The following is a 14,108-nucleotide window of genomic DNA, read 5'->3' on the forward strand; positions in this document are numbered from 1 at the left end:
CGAGTCGTGAACGGCCGCTACTTGGCAACGAACGCGTCCCACTTCTTGCCGACCATGTCCATGTTCGCCGCCCACCACGCGTTGTCCACGGACAGCGGGGCGTCGTCGCCGTCGAGCATGTGCTCGCTCGGCAGGGCGGAGCGGAAGGGCGAACTCGGGTCGACGGTGGCCTTGGGGTTGGTGGGCCCGTAGGCGATCTGCCCGGCCAGGCGTCCGTTGTGCTCCTTCGACACCATGTACGCCAGCAGCCGCTGCGCGTTCTCCCGGTTCGGGGCGCCCTTCACGATCACCAGGTATTCGGTGTAGATGACCTGCTGACCCCACGCCATGTCGATGGGCTGACCGGCGGTCTTCGCGTTGAGGACCCGCCCGTTGTAGCAGTTGCCCATGACGGCCTCGCCCGAGGCGACCAGATCGGTGCACTGGCCGAAGTCGGTGTAGAAGACGATGTCGTTCTTGATGGAGTCGAGCTTGGCGATCGCGCGGTCGACGTCGAGCGGGTACAGCTGGTCGCGTGCCACCCCGTCGTTGACCAGCGCCTGGTCGAGGATGCCGTTGAGGGCGCCGGTGGGCGCGCCGGTGTAGATCGCCCGCTTGCCCGGGTACTTCTTGGTGTCGAAGAAGTCCGCGTACGAGGTGGGCGGGTTGTCGGCGAACGACTTGGTGTTGTACGCCAGCACGACGGAGAAGGTCTGCACCGGCATACCGTACTTGTAGGCCTTGGCCGGCCCGTCCGTGAAGTCCGCGCACGGCACGACGTTGCAGTCGATCGGTTCGAGCACGCCAAGGGCGTTGTCCTCGACACCGATCGAGTAGCCGGACTGCACGAGGTCCCAGATCACGTTGCCGGACCCGACCATCTCCACGATCTTCGCGCGTGCGGTCGGGCTGTCCTGGAGGACCTCGATGCCGCTCTCCTTGGCGAACGGTTCGACGAACGCCTTGGTGTAGGCCTCCTGCGCGGTGCCGCCGTAGGCGGTGAAGGTCACCTTGCCGCCGCCGGCGGAACCGCTATTGTCATCGGCGCCGTCGCTCCCGCAGGCGGTCAGCGTCAGCGCGACCACCCCGAGCGATGCCACGCCCTTGAGGAATTTCACATTCATCGGGACTCTCCCTCCGGTGCTCGTGGCCTCAGGTTCCGGCCACGACGTGGATGAGAGTCGGCACGTCCCGCGCAAGCGCGCGCTGAACGGACCTGCCCAGTGCCTGGAGGTCCGTCCCGACCGACTCACCCTCGCAGCCCATCGCCTTGGCGAGAGCCACGAAGTCTGGATTGAGAAGATCGACGGCGAGGGGGGCGATGCCCCTCCCGACCATCTCCTCCTTGATCTCGAAATAGCCCCCGTTGTCGACGACGATGACCGGCAGCGCGAGTCGCAGCTCCGCCGCCGTGACGAGCTCCTGGATCGAGAACATGGCCGCGCCGTCGCCCATCAGGCAGACCACGCTCCGCGATCGGTCCGCCAGCTTGGCGCCGATCGCGCCGGGCAAGGCGTACCCGAGGGTGGCGAACGTCACGGGGCTGATCACCTGGTTCGGCTCCACCGCCGGCCAGAGGTGGACCGTTCCCCGGTAGGTGACCTGGGAACTGTCGCCGACGATGACCGCCTCCGCGGGCAGCGCCGACCGCAGGGCGTCGTGCAGGGGCTGCCATGGCGCGGTCTTCCTGTCGAGTTCGCCGCGGATCTCGGCGCGGACGGCGGCGGTCCGCCGCGGTCCGCCCTTGGACGCCGGTCGCAGCTCAGCGTTCACGGCGTCGAGGAAGGCCGTGGTGTCGGAGATCACGGCCCGGTCGGCGCGGAACCGCTGCGACAGCCGGCCCGCGTGCAGGTCGACGCGGACGGTGAACCCCGGTGGGGTGAGCGGGCGGTCGCGCAGCTCGGTCTGGCCGAACTTGGTGCCCAGCGCGATCACGAGGTCGGAGGAGTCGACGAGGTGCCTGCCGGCGTCCGTGTAGAACTCCGTTCCGGCAGCCAGCGGGTGGGTCTCCGGGAGCACGCCCTTCGCGCGCTGTGTGGTGAAGACCGGCGCGTCCGCGAGTTCGGCGAAGTCGCGCAGCGCGTCGCGAGCGCCGATCGTGCCGCCTCCCGCGATGACCAGGGGGCGACTGCTCTCCGCCACGCGTCGCGCGATCTCGCGCGCGGTGGCCGCGTCGGGGCTGGGTGGCACCGGTCGGCTGAGCGCACGGTCCTGGCCCTGTACGGCCGGGCCTTCCAGTACGTCGAGGGGGATTTCCAGGATCACCGGGCGGGTGCGCTCGACCCGCCACCGCGCGAAGGCGTCGTGTATTTCGGTGCTGACCCGTTCGGCGTTCGAGCAGCGCACCGCCCGTTCGGCGACGGCGTCGAGTGCCTGCAGCTGATTCTTCACCTCGTGGATCCAGCCGAGGTCCTCCTGCTCGTGTCCCACCGCGATCGAGGGGCACAGCACGAGCACGGGTACGGCGTCCGCGTAGGAGTTGGCGACCGCAGAGAGCGCGTTGAGCACCCCGGGGCCCGAGGTCGTGACCACGACTCCCGGCCGACCGCTGCGTCGTGCGTAGGCGTCGGCGGCGAAGGTGGCGCCCTGCTCGTGGCGGAAGACGGTGTGGGTGATCCGGGATCTAGACAGGTGGCGGTAGATCTCCAAATTGTGGGTTCCGGGGATACCGAAGACCCGCTCGACGCCTTCCCGCCCGAGCGCGTCAACGACCGCGTGGGCGACCGTGGATCCGCAGTTCAGGAGGTGAGGCTCCGGGCTGGGCGGTGCAGCAGACATGTCCGGGAGCTTATGCAAGCCGTCCGGGGTCAGATATATGGCGGGTGACAGACATCACGGGACCGGCGATGTCCAAACGCACAACCCCGCCGGCCAGGACGTAACGGGATCACGGCGCACAGCACGATCCCGGAGAACCATGTCCACTCGCACAATGACGCCCTGTTGGCCGCGTGCTTCACTTCCACGTGACGCGCTATGTGACGAGGGAGACGGGATGGATCAGAGTAGGGGAATGCTTGCCGGAGTCACGGTGCTGGATCTTGGACGGGTCGCCGCCGGTCCGCACGCGGCGCTGCTGCTGGGAAGCCTCGGCGCGGACGTGATCAAGGTGGAGCGGCCCGGTCGTGGCGACGACACACGCAGCAATCCGTTCCACTTCTCCAACGGGGAAAGCGCGTACTTCCTCCAGCAGAACGCCGGCAAGCGCAGCGTGTCGATCGACCTGAAGAAGCCGCGCGGGATGGCCCTGCTCGAAGAGCTGATCCGCGGCGCGGACGTCATCATCGAGAACTTCCGGCCCGGCACCATGGAAAAGCTGGGGCTCGGCTGGGCGCGCATCCAGGAGTTGAATCCGCGGGCGATCCTCTGCTCGATCTCCGCGTACGGGCAGGATGGTCCCGACGCGCTCAAACCGGGCTACGGTGCGCTGGCCGAGGCGCGCGCGGGCATCCCGCAGATCGTCGGCGACCCGGACGGACCCCCGATGCCGAGTCCCATCGCGATGCCCGACTTCTCGGCGGCCGCGCACGCCTTCGGCGCGATCTGTGCGGCGCTCTACGCGCGGGAATCCACCGGACGAGGGGAGCGGCTGGACATCTCCCTGCTGGACTGCGCCGTCGAGATGCACGATTGGGCGCTCCAGCTGTACACGGCCAGCGAGGGCAGCGTCGTCTATCGGCGACGCGGCCTGTTCGACCGGTCCATCGTGCCGTGGGGCTACTTCAAGACCGCGACCGGGTGGATCTGCGTCATCGTGAGCAACGACAGCTTCTGGCGCAAGCTCGCCGCGCTCATCGGCCGTCCGGAGCTGGGCGAGGACCCGCGGTTCGCCACGGTCGCCGCCCGCGGGGAGAACGCCGACGAGCTGTACGCCATCCTGAAGGCATGGATGGCCGACCAGGACGGCACCGAACTGCTGCGCCTGTTCGAGCGGTCCGACATCCCCGCCGAACCCGTCGCCACCATCGAACAGGTCGTCAACGATCCACAACTCGCGGCCCGGGAGATGTTCGTCAAAGTCGATCACCCTGAACTCGGCGAGCTCACGGTGCTGAACACTCCGATCCGCGCCACGACCAGCCCGGCGGGCATCACGACGCGCGCGCCCAGGCTCGGTGAGCACAACGATGAGGTGCTCACCGCACTCGGCGTCCATCCCGACGAGCTGACCAGGCTGTACGACGATGGCGTCATCTACAGCGCCACGCACGGAGGCACCGCGTGATCGACCTGACCGGCGTCGGCGGCGTGTGGACCGCGGCCGTTCTGCCGTTCCACCCGGATGGCACCATCGACCGCGACGGCTTCCGCGACTTCGTCGGCTGGAACACCTCCCACACAGGGGTGAACGCCGTGGTGGTCAATGCGCACGCCTCCGAGAGCGGTGCGCTGGAGGACCACGAGTACGAGCTGCTCATCGAGGACGCACGCGCGGGCGCCGCGCCCGGAGTCGCCGTCGTCTCCGGAGTCATGCGGGAGAACGGGCACGAAGCGGCCAGGCTGACCGCGCGGGCGGAGCGGGCGGGCGCGGACGCCGTCCTGCTCTTCCCGCCCGAGGGCTTCGCCATCGGCGCTCCCCTCAAACCGCAGATGTACGTGGACTTCGTGCGCCGGGTCGCCGACTCCACGGCGCTGCCGATCTGCTACTTCCAGCGTCCCGTCCGTACCGGGGCGGGTCTTGCCAGCGAAGGTCTGCGGCAGCTGTGCGCGGCGGTGCCGCAGATCATCGCCGTCAAGGAGGGCAGCGACGACGTGTTCGCCTACGAGCAGAACGTGGCGGCACTCGCGGAACTGGACCGCCCGGTCTCCGTGCTCACCTCCAACAACCGCTGGCTGTTCGGCACCCTCGCCCTCGGGGGGAACGGCGTGCTCTCGGGTGTCGCGAGCGTGGTGCCCGAACTGCTCCACACGATCGTCGACGCCCTCGGCCGCAGCGACCTGCCCGCCGCGCGCGAGGCCAACGCCCGGCTGCTGCCGCTCATCAGCGTGTTCTACCGGGCTCCGCTCATCGACATGCACAACCGGATGAAGGCCGCGCTGCACGAGATGGGCGTCATCGGGCACGCTGGGGTGCGCGAGCCCCTCATCGCCGTCCCCCCGGCGGAGCGTGACGAGATCGTCGCCGCCCTCCGTGCGGCGAGGATCGGGGCCGGGCATGCGCGCTGAGTTCAGCAAGACGGTGGAGGAACTCGATGTGGCGTTTTTCGCGACGGTGTTCGGCGACGTCGGCCGCGAAGTGCCGCATTTCGGCGTGAGCAACTACCTCGCACTGACGTACCTGGTCGTGCCGCTGTCGCGGCTGGTGGGGGAGGGTGAGCTGGCGGCGTCCCAGCTCAATCTCAGCCTGCGTACGGAGCCGACGTTGCGGATCATGATCGGCGACACGATCACCGCGGTCGCCGAGACCGGTCCGGCAGGCAGCGTGACCGTGACGGTCATCCGCAATCACGCCGAGGAGCTCGCGCACGGGCAGGTCACACTCGACCCGATCGGGGAGCCGTGACTGCCGCCCGCACGGTGTGGCACTTCACCGACGACACCTCGACGTATCACGCCGCGCTGACCGCGATGTTCACGGGCACGGGGGTCGAGGTGGCCCGCGGTCGCGCCGAGGCCGACGTGCTCCATGACGTGCGCGCGAGCCGGTCGATGGGCGCCGTCGTGCCGGTCGGGCTGCTGGCCGATATCTGTCCTGCGGCGATTCTGGCTGACCTGCCCTATCTGTTCGCCTCGCGCGCGTACGCCATGCGGTTCTGGGATGGCGCCGGACGCGACACGCTGCGCGCCGATCTCGCTCCGCACGGCCTGGACGTGTGGGGCGTTTTCGACGGCGGGACGCGGCACTTCGTCACGAAGACGCCATTGATTGATGATTTCGCCGGCCGGACGGTACGCACCATGCCCGGATCCCTCCTCGCGGACGTGCTCCGCATACTCGGTGCCCATCCCGTCCCCGTTCCCGGCAGCGACTTCGCGCAGGCGGCCCGTACGGGGCGTTTCGACGCATGCGAGCGCTCGGCGAGCAACGTGCTCGACTACGGCCTCCACGAGTGGTTCCCGTACCTGACCCTGACCGCTCACGCCCACGCCGTCGCCGCCCTGGTCGTGAACACGGCGGTGGCCGGCGACACCCTCGCCGCCTCCCGCGTAGCCGCGGCGGAGCGGGTGCAACGGCACGCCTATCAGGCGCGCGACGAGGCCGCGCTGCGGCGGCTGGAGTCGGTGATGCGCGTTCGCCGCGAGGCCAGCCCTCGGCTCGTGGCCGCCTTGGGGGACGCCGTCGCGCGGGCTTGTCCGCAGGTGCTGGAGTCCGTACGAAAGGAGTCCGCGTGAGCGTGCCGATCTCAGTGGGCGATCAGGTCACCTTTCGCAGGCGTGTCCTGCTCTCCGACATCCTGCTCTACGCCGGCATCACTGGAGACTTCAGCCCCAACCATGTCGACAAGCGCTCCGCCCTCGGCACGGACGTCGGACGGATCGCCCACGGCACCCTGATCATGGGCTTGATGTCCACGGCCAGCTCGCTGTTGCACGAATCGCACGGCAGGCCCACGGTCTCGTACGGATACGATCGCGTGCGCTTCGTGCGGCCGGTGCGCGTCGGCGACGTGATCACGACGAGGTACACGGTCGAGGAACTCGATCTCGCCCGATCCCGCGGGTTCTCGAACATCGCATGCACCAATCAGGAGGACGCGGTTGTGGCCGTCGCGCGGCACATCACCCAGTTCCTGGATCCCGGCGGACTGACCCCGAGAGGGGCATCGTGAGCGCACGGACCACCTTCTTCGTCCTCGGCCAGGCGCGCCGTGGGGGAGCGCTGCACCACCATCTCGCTGACGCGACCTTGCTGGCACCGGCGCGGACGGCGGCGCGTTACCGCCTCTACAGCGTGGCCGACAGGTTCCCCGCCCTTGTCGAGACGGTCGAATCCGACCCCGACGCGGTGTCGGTGACCGGAGAACTCTACGCCGTGCGCCTGCGCACCCTCGCCGACCGGCTCCTGCCGGCAGAGCCCCCAGAGCTGGAACTCGCGCTCATCCGGCTGTCCGACGATTCACTGAGCCTCGGCATGACCCTGAGGAAAGGCTCCTCCGGCGCGGCCGTCCTCCTGCACGGGTGGACCGACTGGCTGGACTACCTACGCCATCGGTAAGGAGCTCACGCCCCGCCCAGCTGCTGGTCGTCCATGGCCGCCAACGCGAACCACAGCTGCGAGACATCCGCCACATCACTGAGATCGAGACCGGTCAGCGCCTCGATCTGCGCGAGACGGTACTTCACCGTGTTGCGATGGACGAACAGCACCTCCGCCGTGCTGACCACGGAGCAACGCTCCTGGAAGTAGACCTTGAGCGTCTCCAGCAGCACGCTCTGCTGGTCGTCGCCGCGAAGGGGCGCCAGGGTGTCCTCCACCACGCGGCGGAGGTGCTCCTTGTCCTGGGTGAGGACGCTGGTCAGGAACGACAACGGCTTGCGGGTGTTGACGCCGTAGCCGCGCTTGAGGGCCTCGCGGGCCTCCAGGAAGCTGGTGCGGACCCCCTCGACGCCCTTGTACGTCCCCCCGATGCCCACCCTCGACATGGGCGAGATGGCGGACATCAGGCTGAACAGCCGGCGCGCGAACTGCTCGGCCGCCACCTCGCTGCGTGCGATCGCGAGGATACGCCCGTTGGGATGAACGCCCAGGAGGAGGTCCCGCCGCACGTTCTCCCCGATGCCGTGATGCAGCAGAGCAGGTTCGAGCCTGCGCTTTCCGAGCATCGTCTCGCCGAGCACGACGGCGCAGGGCTGATCGACGTCGAGCCCGTAGCGCAGGAGGCGGCGGCGGGCCTCGCTGGCGGGGATGTCGCCGGCGAGGATGTCGTCGATGATCTGCCCGATGTGGTGCCGCATCCCCTCCAGCCGCCCGGACTCCTTGGCCAGGACGAGTGCCGCCAGGTTCCCGGCGAACCGCAGGAGGTTCGCCGAGTCATTGCGATACTCGGCCGTGAGCTGGCCGAGGAACACGTCGCCGTGCACGAGCGGCATGGAGTAGAGCCTGGGGGCGTCCGACGTCGCCCCCTCACCCTGCTCTGGCACCCATGCCTGCTCGGCGACCGTGGTGTTGGTGGCGTCGCTGATCCAGACGCTCCCCCGTACCAGCTTGGCCACCTGAGCGGCGATGGCGGCAAGGCCCCCTTCACCTTGGGCGTCGGAGGCCAGCTTCTCGTAGATGTTCGCGGAGTACGTGAACGCGGGTGATCGACCGATGACGACCTGGCTGGCGATGTAACGCCCGATCGTCGCGAACGACGTGGTCCACGGCACCTCCAGGACGGGGAGCCGATACTCCCGCGCTGTCTCCAGCACCACGCCGGGGATGGTGTCGAAGGAGAACTGGGTGGCGTAGGCGAGACAGGACGCGCCGCCTTCCGCCGCGTGCTCGACGAAGGCGCGCTGCCGCGCCGCCGTGTTCTGGCTGATGCCGGTCGTCAGCAGCAGGTCGCCGCCGATGAGCGAGTGCCTGGGGTCGGGCAGTTCGGACACGGTCGCCCACTTCACGTGGCGGTTCGGGACCCATTCGGCGCCGGCCACGACGGTCAGCCCAAGAGCCTCGTTCGCCAGCACGAGCTCCAGCGGGATGCCGAGAGCCGCGGCCCGTCGCGGGTGGTAGGTGCCGGACGCCATCCGTGTCGAACGTGTCGGAGCCATTTCCGTGATCTCCTGGTCTCGTTGCTTCTGCCGACTCAGGCGCCCGGGCCCGCGGATCTCACGCCGCGGACGAGCCGCGCGTGCGCACCCACTGGCCGATGACCTGCTTGGGGACATCGCTCTGGAAGGCCGTCGCCACCATGTACAGCGTGCTGTTGATCGCCGCGTCGACCGGCTCCCTGATGTAGGCCTCGATCGCGCGCTTCTGCAGCCGGATCGCCTGCTCGGGCAGCGCGGCGATGCGCTCGACCAGCTCGAACGCACGGTCCATCAGGCGGTCGGCGGCCACGACCTCGCTGATGAGCCCGATCTCCTTCGCCTCGTGCGCGGTGAGGAACTCGGCCGTGTAGAGCATGGTCCGCGCCCGGGCCAGACCCACCACGCGCGGCAGCAGCGCGACGTGCAGTCCGGCCGGGGCGCCGTGCTTGACCTCGGGCTGCCCGATCAGCGCGTGCTCCGCGGCGATGGCGATGTCGGAGCAGTACACCATGACGCAGCCCGCCCCGGCGGCCGTGCCGTTGAGAGCGGAGATGATCGGCTTGTCCAGGCCGATCATCACATCGCAGACGTCGCGCTCGACGGTCAGCATGCCCAGGCCGTCGGCCACGGTGAAGGTCGACATCTCCTTGACATCAGTGCCAGCACAGTACGCCTTGTCGCCCTCTCCGGTCAGGATGATCGCCCGGGAGTCGGACTCGTCCGCCTCCTTGAGCAACTCGATGAGCCGCGCCTTGTCCGCGATGCGCAGCGCGTTTCGCGCTTCCGGGCGGCGGATCGTGATGACGTCGGCCTGGCCTTGGCGGGTCAGTTCGAGCATCGTCGGTGTCTCCTAGCTGATGGATGGGAGAATCCGGCAGGATTCCCGATGGATGAGAATCGAGGGGAACAAGGTCGTCTTCGTGGGCTCGCCCGCCTCGTCGTTCTTCTCCTGCGCCGCCCCCACGAGGTAGTCAGCGACGGCCGAGCCGATGAGCTCGGGGTTCGTGTTGATCGCCGAGATGCGCGGAGACCAGTTGCGCACCAGCGAGGAGTCCTCGTAACTGATGAGGGACAGGTCGCCGGGGATGGCGATGCCGTTGTGCACGCACGCGGCGACCACCCCCTCGGTGGCCTCGTCGTTGGCGATGAGCAGCGCGGTCGGCTTGTGCGGCAGTCCGATGAAGGTGGCGATCGCCGCGTGGCCCGTCTCGGCCGCGAACCGACCGCGGAAGACGAGCCGGTCGTCGAGCTCCACGTTCGCGCTGGCGAACGCGTCACGATAGCCCGCCAGGCGCAGCTCCGCGGAACGCGAGCGCGACTCGCCGACCACGATCGCGACCCGGCGGTGGCCGAGGTTGAGCAGATACTCAGTGGCAGCGCGCGCGCTCTCGCGCTCATCGACAAAGAACTCGCGCACCCCGGTGACGGGCGCGTCGCGGATCACACTCGCGATGGCTACCCCGCTGGACATCGCCTGGGCGTACCTACTCTCGTTGTCTCCCGAGGTGGCCACCACCAGACCCGACACACGGCTGGCCAGCAGCGTGTCGAGATATCCCCGCTCCAGGTCGGGCCGGTCCTTGGTGAGGCACAGGTACACCTGATAGCCGGCCTGGTTGAGCCGGTCCTGCAGACTCTCGATCATGCGCAGAGTGGTGTGGCTGAGTAGATCCTTGACGATCACCCCAACCGCCGCGACACGCTGCACGCGTAGCCCGCGCGCGATCAGGTTGGGCTGATAGCCCAGGCGGCGCGCGACGTTACGGACCCTCTCCCGCGTCTCGGGATCGACATAGCCCGTCCCATCGGACAGCGCGCGAGACACCGTGCTGCGGGAGACTCCGGCGGCCTTGGCCACATCGATCAGAGTGACACCCATCCCGGCTCCTTGTCCTGGGATCGTTCCCACATCCAGGGAAACTAAACGTAACTTACTGGACCTACAACCAGGCTAGCAAGGGTCGGGAATCGATCCCATATTTTCACAGCAGACGATATCCATCGGTGAGGATGTCCCGACCGTCCGCCGACCAGCCACGGCCCACGCCGTGTGACGACGGCGGCCGACAGCTTCGCCTGTGGCCGGCTGGGTGCGCTTCACCTGTTGGTGCGAGGCCGGTGTCGTGGGGGAAGGATATGGTGGCGATGGCCGTCTCGGTGCCTGTCAGTTCAGCGATCGACCGTTGCAGCTCGAAGGTCGTCGCGGTGCCAGATCGGCCATATCGAGGCCCATCGAAGACGGTTCCAAGCTGAGATGGCGCCGCCGTGGGCATTCTTTCCGAGTGGACACTCGCCGCGATGCGGCGCATCGTGGAGACGCACGCGCTGCAGGGCGGCGGGGCGAAGAGCACCTGGATGGATGCGATCGCCCACGCGCGTGGCGCGCTCGCGCAGTTCGCGTCGGGGGCATCGGAACGGGTGGCGTTCACCCAGAACACGAGCACCGGTCTGGCGCCGGTGACCAACGGTCTGGACTGGTCGGCATCGGACAACGTGGTCGTGCCGGAGGGGGAGTTCCCGTCGAACTCAATGCGGCCTTCGCCCAGCAGGAGTGCATGCGAGGTGTTGGAGGGCAGCTCCTCCAAGTGGTGAGTGACGATCATCGAGGTGAGGCCCGAGGAGGACGGCGGGCTCAACGACGAGCAGATCATGCGGATCATGATGCTCGTGGCCCGGACCGGCCGCCGGATCAGCGAGATCCGCATGCTCGACCGGGACCCGCTGTTCCCGCTGGACCAGCTGAACCCGCCGAGTGAACAGGATGCCGCCGACGGCGCGTTCGTCGCCAAGCTCCGCTACCAGCAAACGAAGATCGAGCAAGCCCCGGACACAATGCTCGTCGACGCCGAGATCGTCGCGATCATCCGCGAGCAGCAGCAATGGGTCGACACCCGCCTTGCACCCCGCTGGGCGCCGGGCACGACACCGAAGTACCTGTTCCTGGCGCACAAGATGAACCGGCACGCAGACAAGGCCTACGTCCTGGAGCGCGTCCACCAAGGGCTCGCCAAGTTCGCCCAGCGGCTCGACATCCGCGACAGCTTCGGACGCCTGGTCGACTTCAACCGCACCCACCGATTCCGGCACACCAAGGCCACCAGCCTGCTGAACGCCGGCGTCCCCTTGCACGTCGTCCAGCGCTACATGGGCCATCTCCCCGACCATGACCATGGAGTACGCCGAGACCCTCGCCGCCACGCACGAAGCCGAGTTCCTGCGCTACCGCAAGGTCACCGCCGAGGGCCGCGACCTGCAGACCGACCTGCGAGATCTCTACGACATGCTGGAGCTGGACAAGCGCACCGACCGGATCCTGCCCAACGGCTGGTGCCTTCTGCCTCCTCGCCAGGTCTGCGAGAAGGGTAACGCCTGTCTGACCTGCGAGAAGTTCACCACCGACGCCACCTTCCTGCCCGAGCTCCAGATTCAGCGGCAGCGCACCGAACAGCTCATCACCGAGCGACAGCAGGCCTTTCCAGGCCCGCACCGGCCAGCCGATGGGTGCCGACAACGTCTGGCTCGCCGGGCGGCTCCAAGTGCATGACGCCCTCGAAGGATCATCGTCAGGCTCGAGCAGACCCGCGTCGCCGACGGCACCCCCCAGGCTGTTCGCGGCGCTGGGGTCTCGGCACGCACCGATGCCCGCGCCGCCAAAGCAGAGGAGACCCGCGACAATGCGCGGTAACCCCGACAACCTGCGCAGAGCCGCCACGGCCAAGAAGGCCGCCGCCATCCAGCGGGCCGAGCAAGGGCTGCGTGACATGATCCGCCGAGGTGACCCGATCACCTTCCGCGGCCTGGCTCAGGCCGCAGGCGTCTCCCTCGACTTCCTCTATCGCAACACTGAGATCCGACGGCGCGTTGAGCAACTCCGCGACCAACAGCGAGGAACGCCTCCCGCAACCCGATCTCAGCAAGTCGACCCTGACCAGCCCAGCAGTGTGGTCCGCACCCTCACCGCCCAACTCGCCGATCTCAAACGCCGTCACCGCGACGAAATCACCGTACTCAAACGGGCTTTGGAAGCCGCACACGGTGAGAACCTCGAACTGCGCAGACGTCTGGGGCCGCGAGGAACAGGTTCCGCTCCCGACAAATGACGACCCGATCCGGCTGCTTCCACTCCGTGACCAGGCATCCCAGACGAGAGTCGGCATCGACCGCGAAAAGTCACACATGGTTGTCATCGACATCGCTGAGACCAGCCGGCGCCTGCGCGAGCGTCAGACCGATCCGCCGCCGAGGAACGTCGACCAGGCTGATCCTCACAATGAGGATGTCGCCCATCTCCACCTCGTTGCCCCCGAGCTCTGTATTGGGCACAAGACCTTCGAAGCCGTCGTCTCCGTCCTCCACGCGAACGAAGACCCCGATCGGTGCGATCTTGGTGACCGGTCCGCTGACAAGCGATCCGATCTGCCGCTCAAGCTCATGCAACGGATCATCCTGCAGCGCCTTCAGTGACAGCGCCACCCGCCCGCGTTCGATATCCACATCAAGAATCTCGGCGGTGACCTGCTGCCCAATGGAAACGACGTCACCGGGGTGGTTGATCCGACGCCACGACAGCTCAGGAATGTTGATCATCGCGGTGAATCCGCCGATATCAACAAAAGTGACGCCGAAGTCAGCGATCTCGATCACCGTTACTTCGATGCGCTGACCCCGGCGCAACGTGTGCAGGAAGGTCTTCTCCGAGTTGCTGAGGGCAGGCTCTGGCATGCCACTACGTTTTCACACGGACGCGACCGCAGGCGATCGACCTGCAAGGACAATACTTCTCAAGATCGCAACCCCGGATACTCACTGGACGACCGAGTACTACGGCCTGGCCGTGGAATCGATGCGCGCCGCCACCGGGCTGCTCGTCATGCCCGGCGGCATCGACACCCACACCCACGTCGCCTGGCCCTTCGACGGGACCGTCACGGTGGACGACTGGTACAGCGCGACCAGGGCCGCGGCGCTCGGCGGAACAACCACGATCATCGACTTCGTCCCGCCCGAGGGCGGTGGTCTGACCGACCGCTGCCGCGCCCGGGTCGAGGAAGCCGCCGTCGGCGCGACCGTCGACTTCGGGTTCCACCCGATCCTCACCGCGGCCGACGCCCGAGCCCTCGACGAGATCGGCCGGGTCGTCGCCGAGGGTTTCATCTCGTTCAAGATGTACACGACCTACGAGGACCGGCGGGTCGACGACGGCAACGCCTGGACGCTGATGCGGGCCATCGCCGCCCACGGCGGCCTGCCGGGCTTCCACGCGGAGAACCATGAGATCCTCGCCTGCGCCTTGGACGACCAGGTCCGCTCCGGCAGGCTGAGCCTGGCCGACTACCCGCACAGCCGTCCCGGGCTCGCCGAGGCCGAGACCATCCAGATGGTGTCGATGTACGCCCGGCGGCTGAACACGCCCGTCTACATCTTCCACGTGTCCGGTTCCGACGCCCTCGACGCCG

At 68.0% G+C, this 14,108-nt stretch carries 16 protein-coding genes; 10 read left to right on the forward strand and 6 right to left on the reverse strand.

What is annotated here, in order from left to right; translation table 11 throughout:
* Positions 1-17 precede the first annotated feature (17 nt).
* On the reverse strand, positions 18-1,103 hold the full coding sequence (locus KIP79_RS19395) for an ABC transporter substrate-binding protein (RefSeq protein ID WP_214106253.1): 1,086 nt from the start codon (positions 1,101-1,103) through the stop codon (positions 18-20).
* Between the two features lie 28 nt (positions 1,104-1,131).
* Complete coding sequence (locus KIP79_RS19400) at positions 1,132-2,757, reverse strand: thiamine pyrophosphate-binding protein (protein ID WP_214106254.1); 1,626 nt, start codon at positions 2,755-2,757, stop codon at positions 1,132-1,134.
* A gap of 235 nt (positions 2,758-2,992) precedes the next feature.
* Here KIP79_RS19400 and KIP79_RS19405 point away from each other — a divergent pair, with 235 nt between their 5' ends.
* The 6 genes from KIP79_RS19405 to KIP79_RS19430 are packed head-to-tail and all read left to right on the forward strand — an operon-like array spanning position 2,993 to position 7,135.
* A complete protein-coding gene (locus KIP79_RS19405) occupies positions 2,993-4,204 on the forward strand; it encodes a CaiB/BaiF CoA transferase family protein (protein WP_214106255.1) in 1,212 nt (403 codons plus the stop codon).
* Positions 4,201-5,145 (forward strand): dihydrodipicolinate synthase family protein, encoded by a 945-nt coding sequence (locus KIP79_RS19410; protein ID WP_214106256.1) that lies wholly within the window; start codon positions 4,201-4,203, stop codon positions 5,143-5,145. The genes KIP79_RS19405 and KIP79_RS19410 overlap by 4 nt, the downstream gene beginning before the upstream one ends.
* Positions 5,135-5,482 (forward strand): hypothetical protein, encoded by a 348-nt coding sequence (locus KIP79_RS19415; protein ID WP_214106257.1) that lies wholly within the window; start codon positions 5,135-5,137, stop codon positions 5,480-5,482. Before KIP79_RS19410 ends, KIP79_RS19415 begins: the two co-directional genes overlap by 11 nt.
* Positions 5,479-6,312: a TRAP transporter substrate-binding protein DctP gene (gene dctP, locus KIP79_RS19420; RefSeq protein ID WP_214106258.1), complete on the forward strand. Its 834-nt coding sequence runs from the start codon at positions 5,479-5,481 to the stop codon at positions 6,310-6,312. Before KIP79_RS19415 ends, dctP begins: the two co-directional genes overlap by 4 nt.
* Positions 6,309-6,749: a MaoC family dehydratase gene (locus KIP79_RS19425; protein WP_214106259.1), complete on the forward strand. Its 441-nt coding sequence runs from the start codon at positions 6,309-6,311 to the stop codon at positions 6,747-6,749. Before dctP ends, KIP79_RS19425 begins: the two co-directional genes overlap by 4 nt.
* Entirely contained in the window at positions 6,746-7,135 is a 390-nt protein-coding gene (locus tag KIP79_RS19430) for an allophanate hydrolase-related protein (RefSeq protein WP_214106260.1), read from the forward strand. The genes KIP79_RS19425 and KIP79_RS19430 overlap by 4 nt, the downstream gene beginning before the upstream one ends.
* A gap of 5 nt (positions 7,136-7,140) precedes the next feature.
* Here the strand turns inward: KIP79_RS19430 and KIP79_RS19435 are convergent, their stop codons facing one another.
* The 3 genes from KIP79_RS19435 to KIP79_RS19445 are packed head-to-tail and all read right to left on the reverse strand — an operon-like array spanning position 7,141 to position 10,531.
* On the reverse strand, positions 7,141-8,673 hold the full coding sequence (locus tag KIP79_RS19435) for a PucR family transcriptional regulator (protein ID WP_250213465.1): 1,533 nt from the start codon (positions 8,671-8,673) through the stop codon (positions 7,141-7,143).
* A 58-nt stretch (positions 8,674-8,731) separates the two neighbouring features.
* Positions 8,732-9,490 carry an enoyl-CoA hydratase/isomerase family protein gene (locus KIP79_RS19440; protein ID WP_214106262.1) on the reverse strand — a complete coding sequence of 253 codons (759 nt, stop codon included), beginning with the start codon at positions 9,488-9,490 and terminating at the stop codon, positions 8,732-8,734.
* A 12-nt stretch (positions 9,491-9,502) separates the two neighbouring features.
* On the reverse strand, positions 9,503-10,531 hold the full coding sequence (locus KIP79_RS19445) for a LacI family DNA-binding transcriptional regulator (protein WP_214106263.1): 1,029 nt from the start codon (positions 10,529-10,531) through the stop codon (positions 9,503-9,505).
* Positions 10,532-10,917: 386 nt separating this feature from the next.
* Between KIP79_RS19445 and KIP79_RS19450 the strand changes: the two genes are divergently transcribed.
* The 3 genes from KIP79_RS19450 (at position 10,918) to KIP79_RS19460 (ending at position 12,752) form a co-directional block, all read left to right on the forward strand.
* Entirely contained in the window at positions 10,918-11,244 is a 327-nt protein-coding gene (locus tag KIP79_RS19450; protein WP_214106264.1) for a hypothetical protein, read from the forward strand.
* Complete coding sequence (locus KIP79_RS19455) at positions 11,245-12,018, forward strand: tyrosine-type recombinase/integrase (RefSeq protein WP_214106265.1); 774 nt, start codon at positions 11,245-11,247, stop codon at positions 12,016-12,018.
* 308 nt (positions 12,019-12,326) lie between these two features.
* On the forward strand, positions 12,327-12,752 hold the full coding sequence (locus KIP79_RS19460) for a DUF6262 family protein (RefSeq protein ID WP_214106266.1): 426 nt from the start codon (positions 12,327-12,329) through the stop codon (positions 12,750-12,752).
* A gap of 70 nt (positions 12,753-12,822) precedes the next feature.
* Here KIP79_RS19460 and KIP79_RS19465 read toward each other — a convergent pair whose 3' ends face one another.
* Positions 12,823-13,374, reverse strand: coding sequence for a S1 RNA-binding domain-containing protein (locus KIP79_RS19465; RefSeq protein ID WP_214106267.1), 552 nt, complete (start codon positions 13,372-13,374; stop codon positions 12,823-12,825).
* Between the two features lie 112 nt (positions 13,375-13,486).
* Here KIP79_RS19465 and KIP79_RS19470 point away from each other — a divergent pair.
* Positions 13,487-14,108, forward strand: a 622-nt coding sequence (locus tag KIP79_RS19470; protein WP_214106268.1) for an amidohydrolase family protein, incomplete at its 3' end; no start/stop codon positions are given.

It is taken from the genome of Acrocarpospora catenulata, from assembly GCF_018476525.1.
GTDB lineage: Bacteria > Actinomycetota > Actinomycetes > Streptosporangiales > Streptosporangiaceae > Acrocarpospora > Acrocarpospora catenulata.

Bases quoted from the DNA above. Each gene is read 5' to 3' on its own strand.
- KIP79_RS19405 (WP_214106255.1), top strand. From the start codon at position 2,993: ATGCTTGCCGGAGTCACGGTGCTGGATCTTGGACGGGTCGCCGCCGGT.
- KIP79_RS19435 (WP_250213465.1), bottom strand. From the start codon at position 8,673: ATGGCTCCGACACGTTCGACACGGATGGCGTCCGGCACCTACCACCCG.
- KIP79_RS19395 (WP_214106253.1), bottom strand. From the start codon at position 1,103: ATGAATGTGAAATTCCTCAAGGGCGTGGCATCGCTCGGGGTGGTCGCG.
- KIP79_RS19440 (WP_214106262.1), bottom strand. From the start codon at position 9,490: ATGCTCGAACTGACCCGCCAAGGCCAGGCCGACGTCATCACGATCCGC.
- KIP79_RS19460 (WP_214106266.1), top strand. From the start codon at position 12,327: ATGCGCGGTAACCCCGACAACCTGCGCAGAGCCGCCACGGCCAAGAAG.
- KIP79_RS19465 (WP_214106267.1), bottom strand. From the start codon at position 13,374: ATGCCAGAGCCTGCCCTCAGCAACTCGGAGAAGACCTTCCTGCACACG.
- KIP79_RS19415 (WP_214106257.1), top strand. From the start codon at position 5,135: ATGCGCGCTGAGTTCAGCAAGACGGTGGAGGAACTCGATGTGGCGTTT.
- KIP79_RS19400 (WP_214106254.1), bottom strand. From the start codon at position 2,757: ATGTCTGCTGCACCGCCCAGCCCGGAGCCTCACCTCCTGAACTGCGGA.
- KIP79_RS19445 (WP_214106263.1), bottom strand. From the start codon at position 10,531: ATGGGTGTCACTCTGATCGATGTGGCCAAGGCCGCCGGAGTCTCCCGC.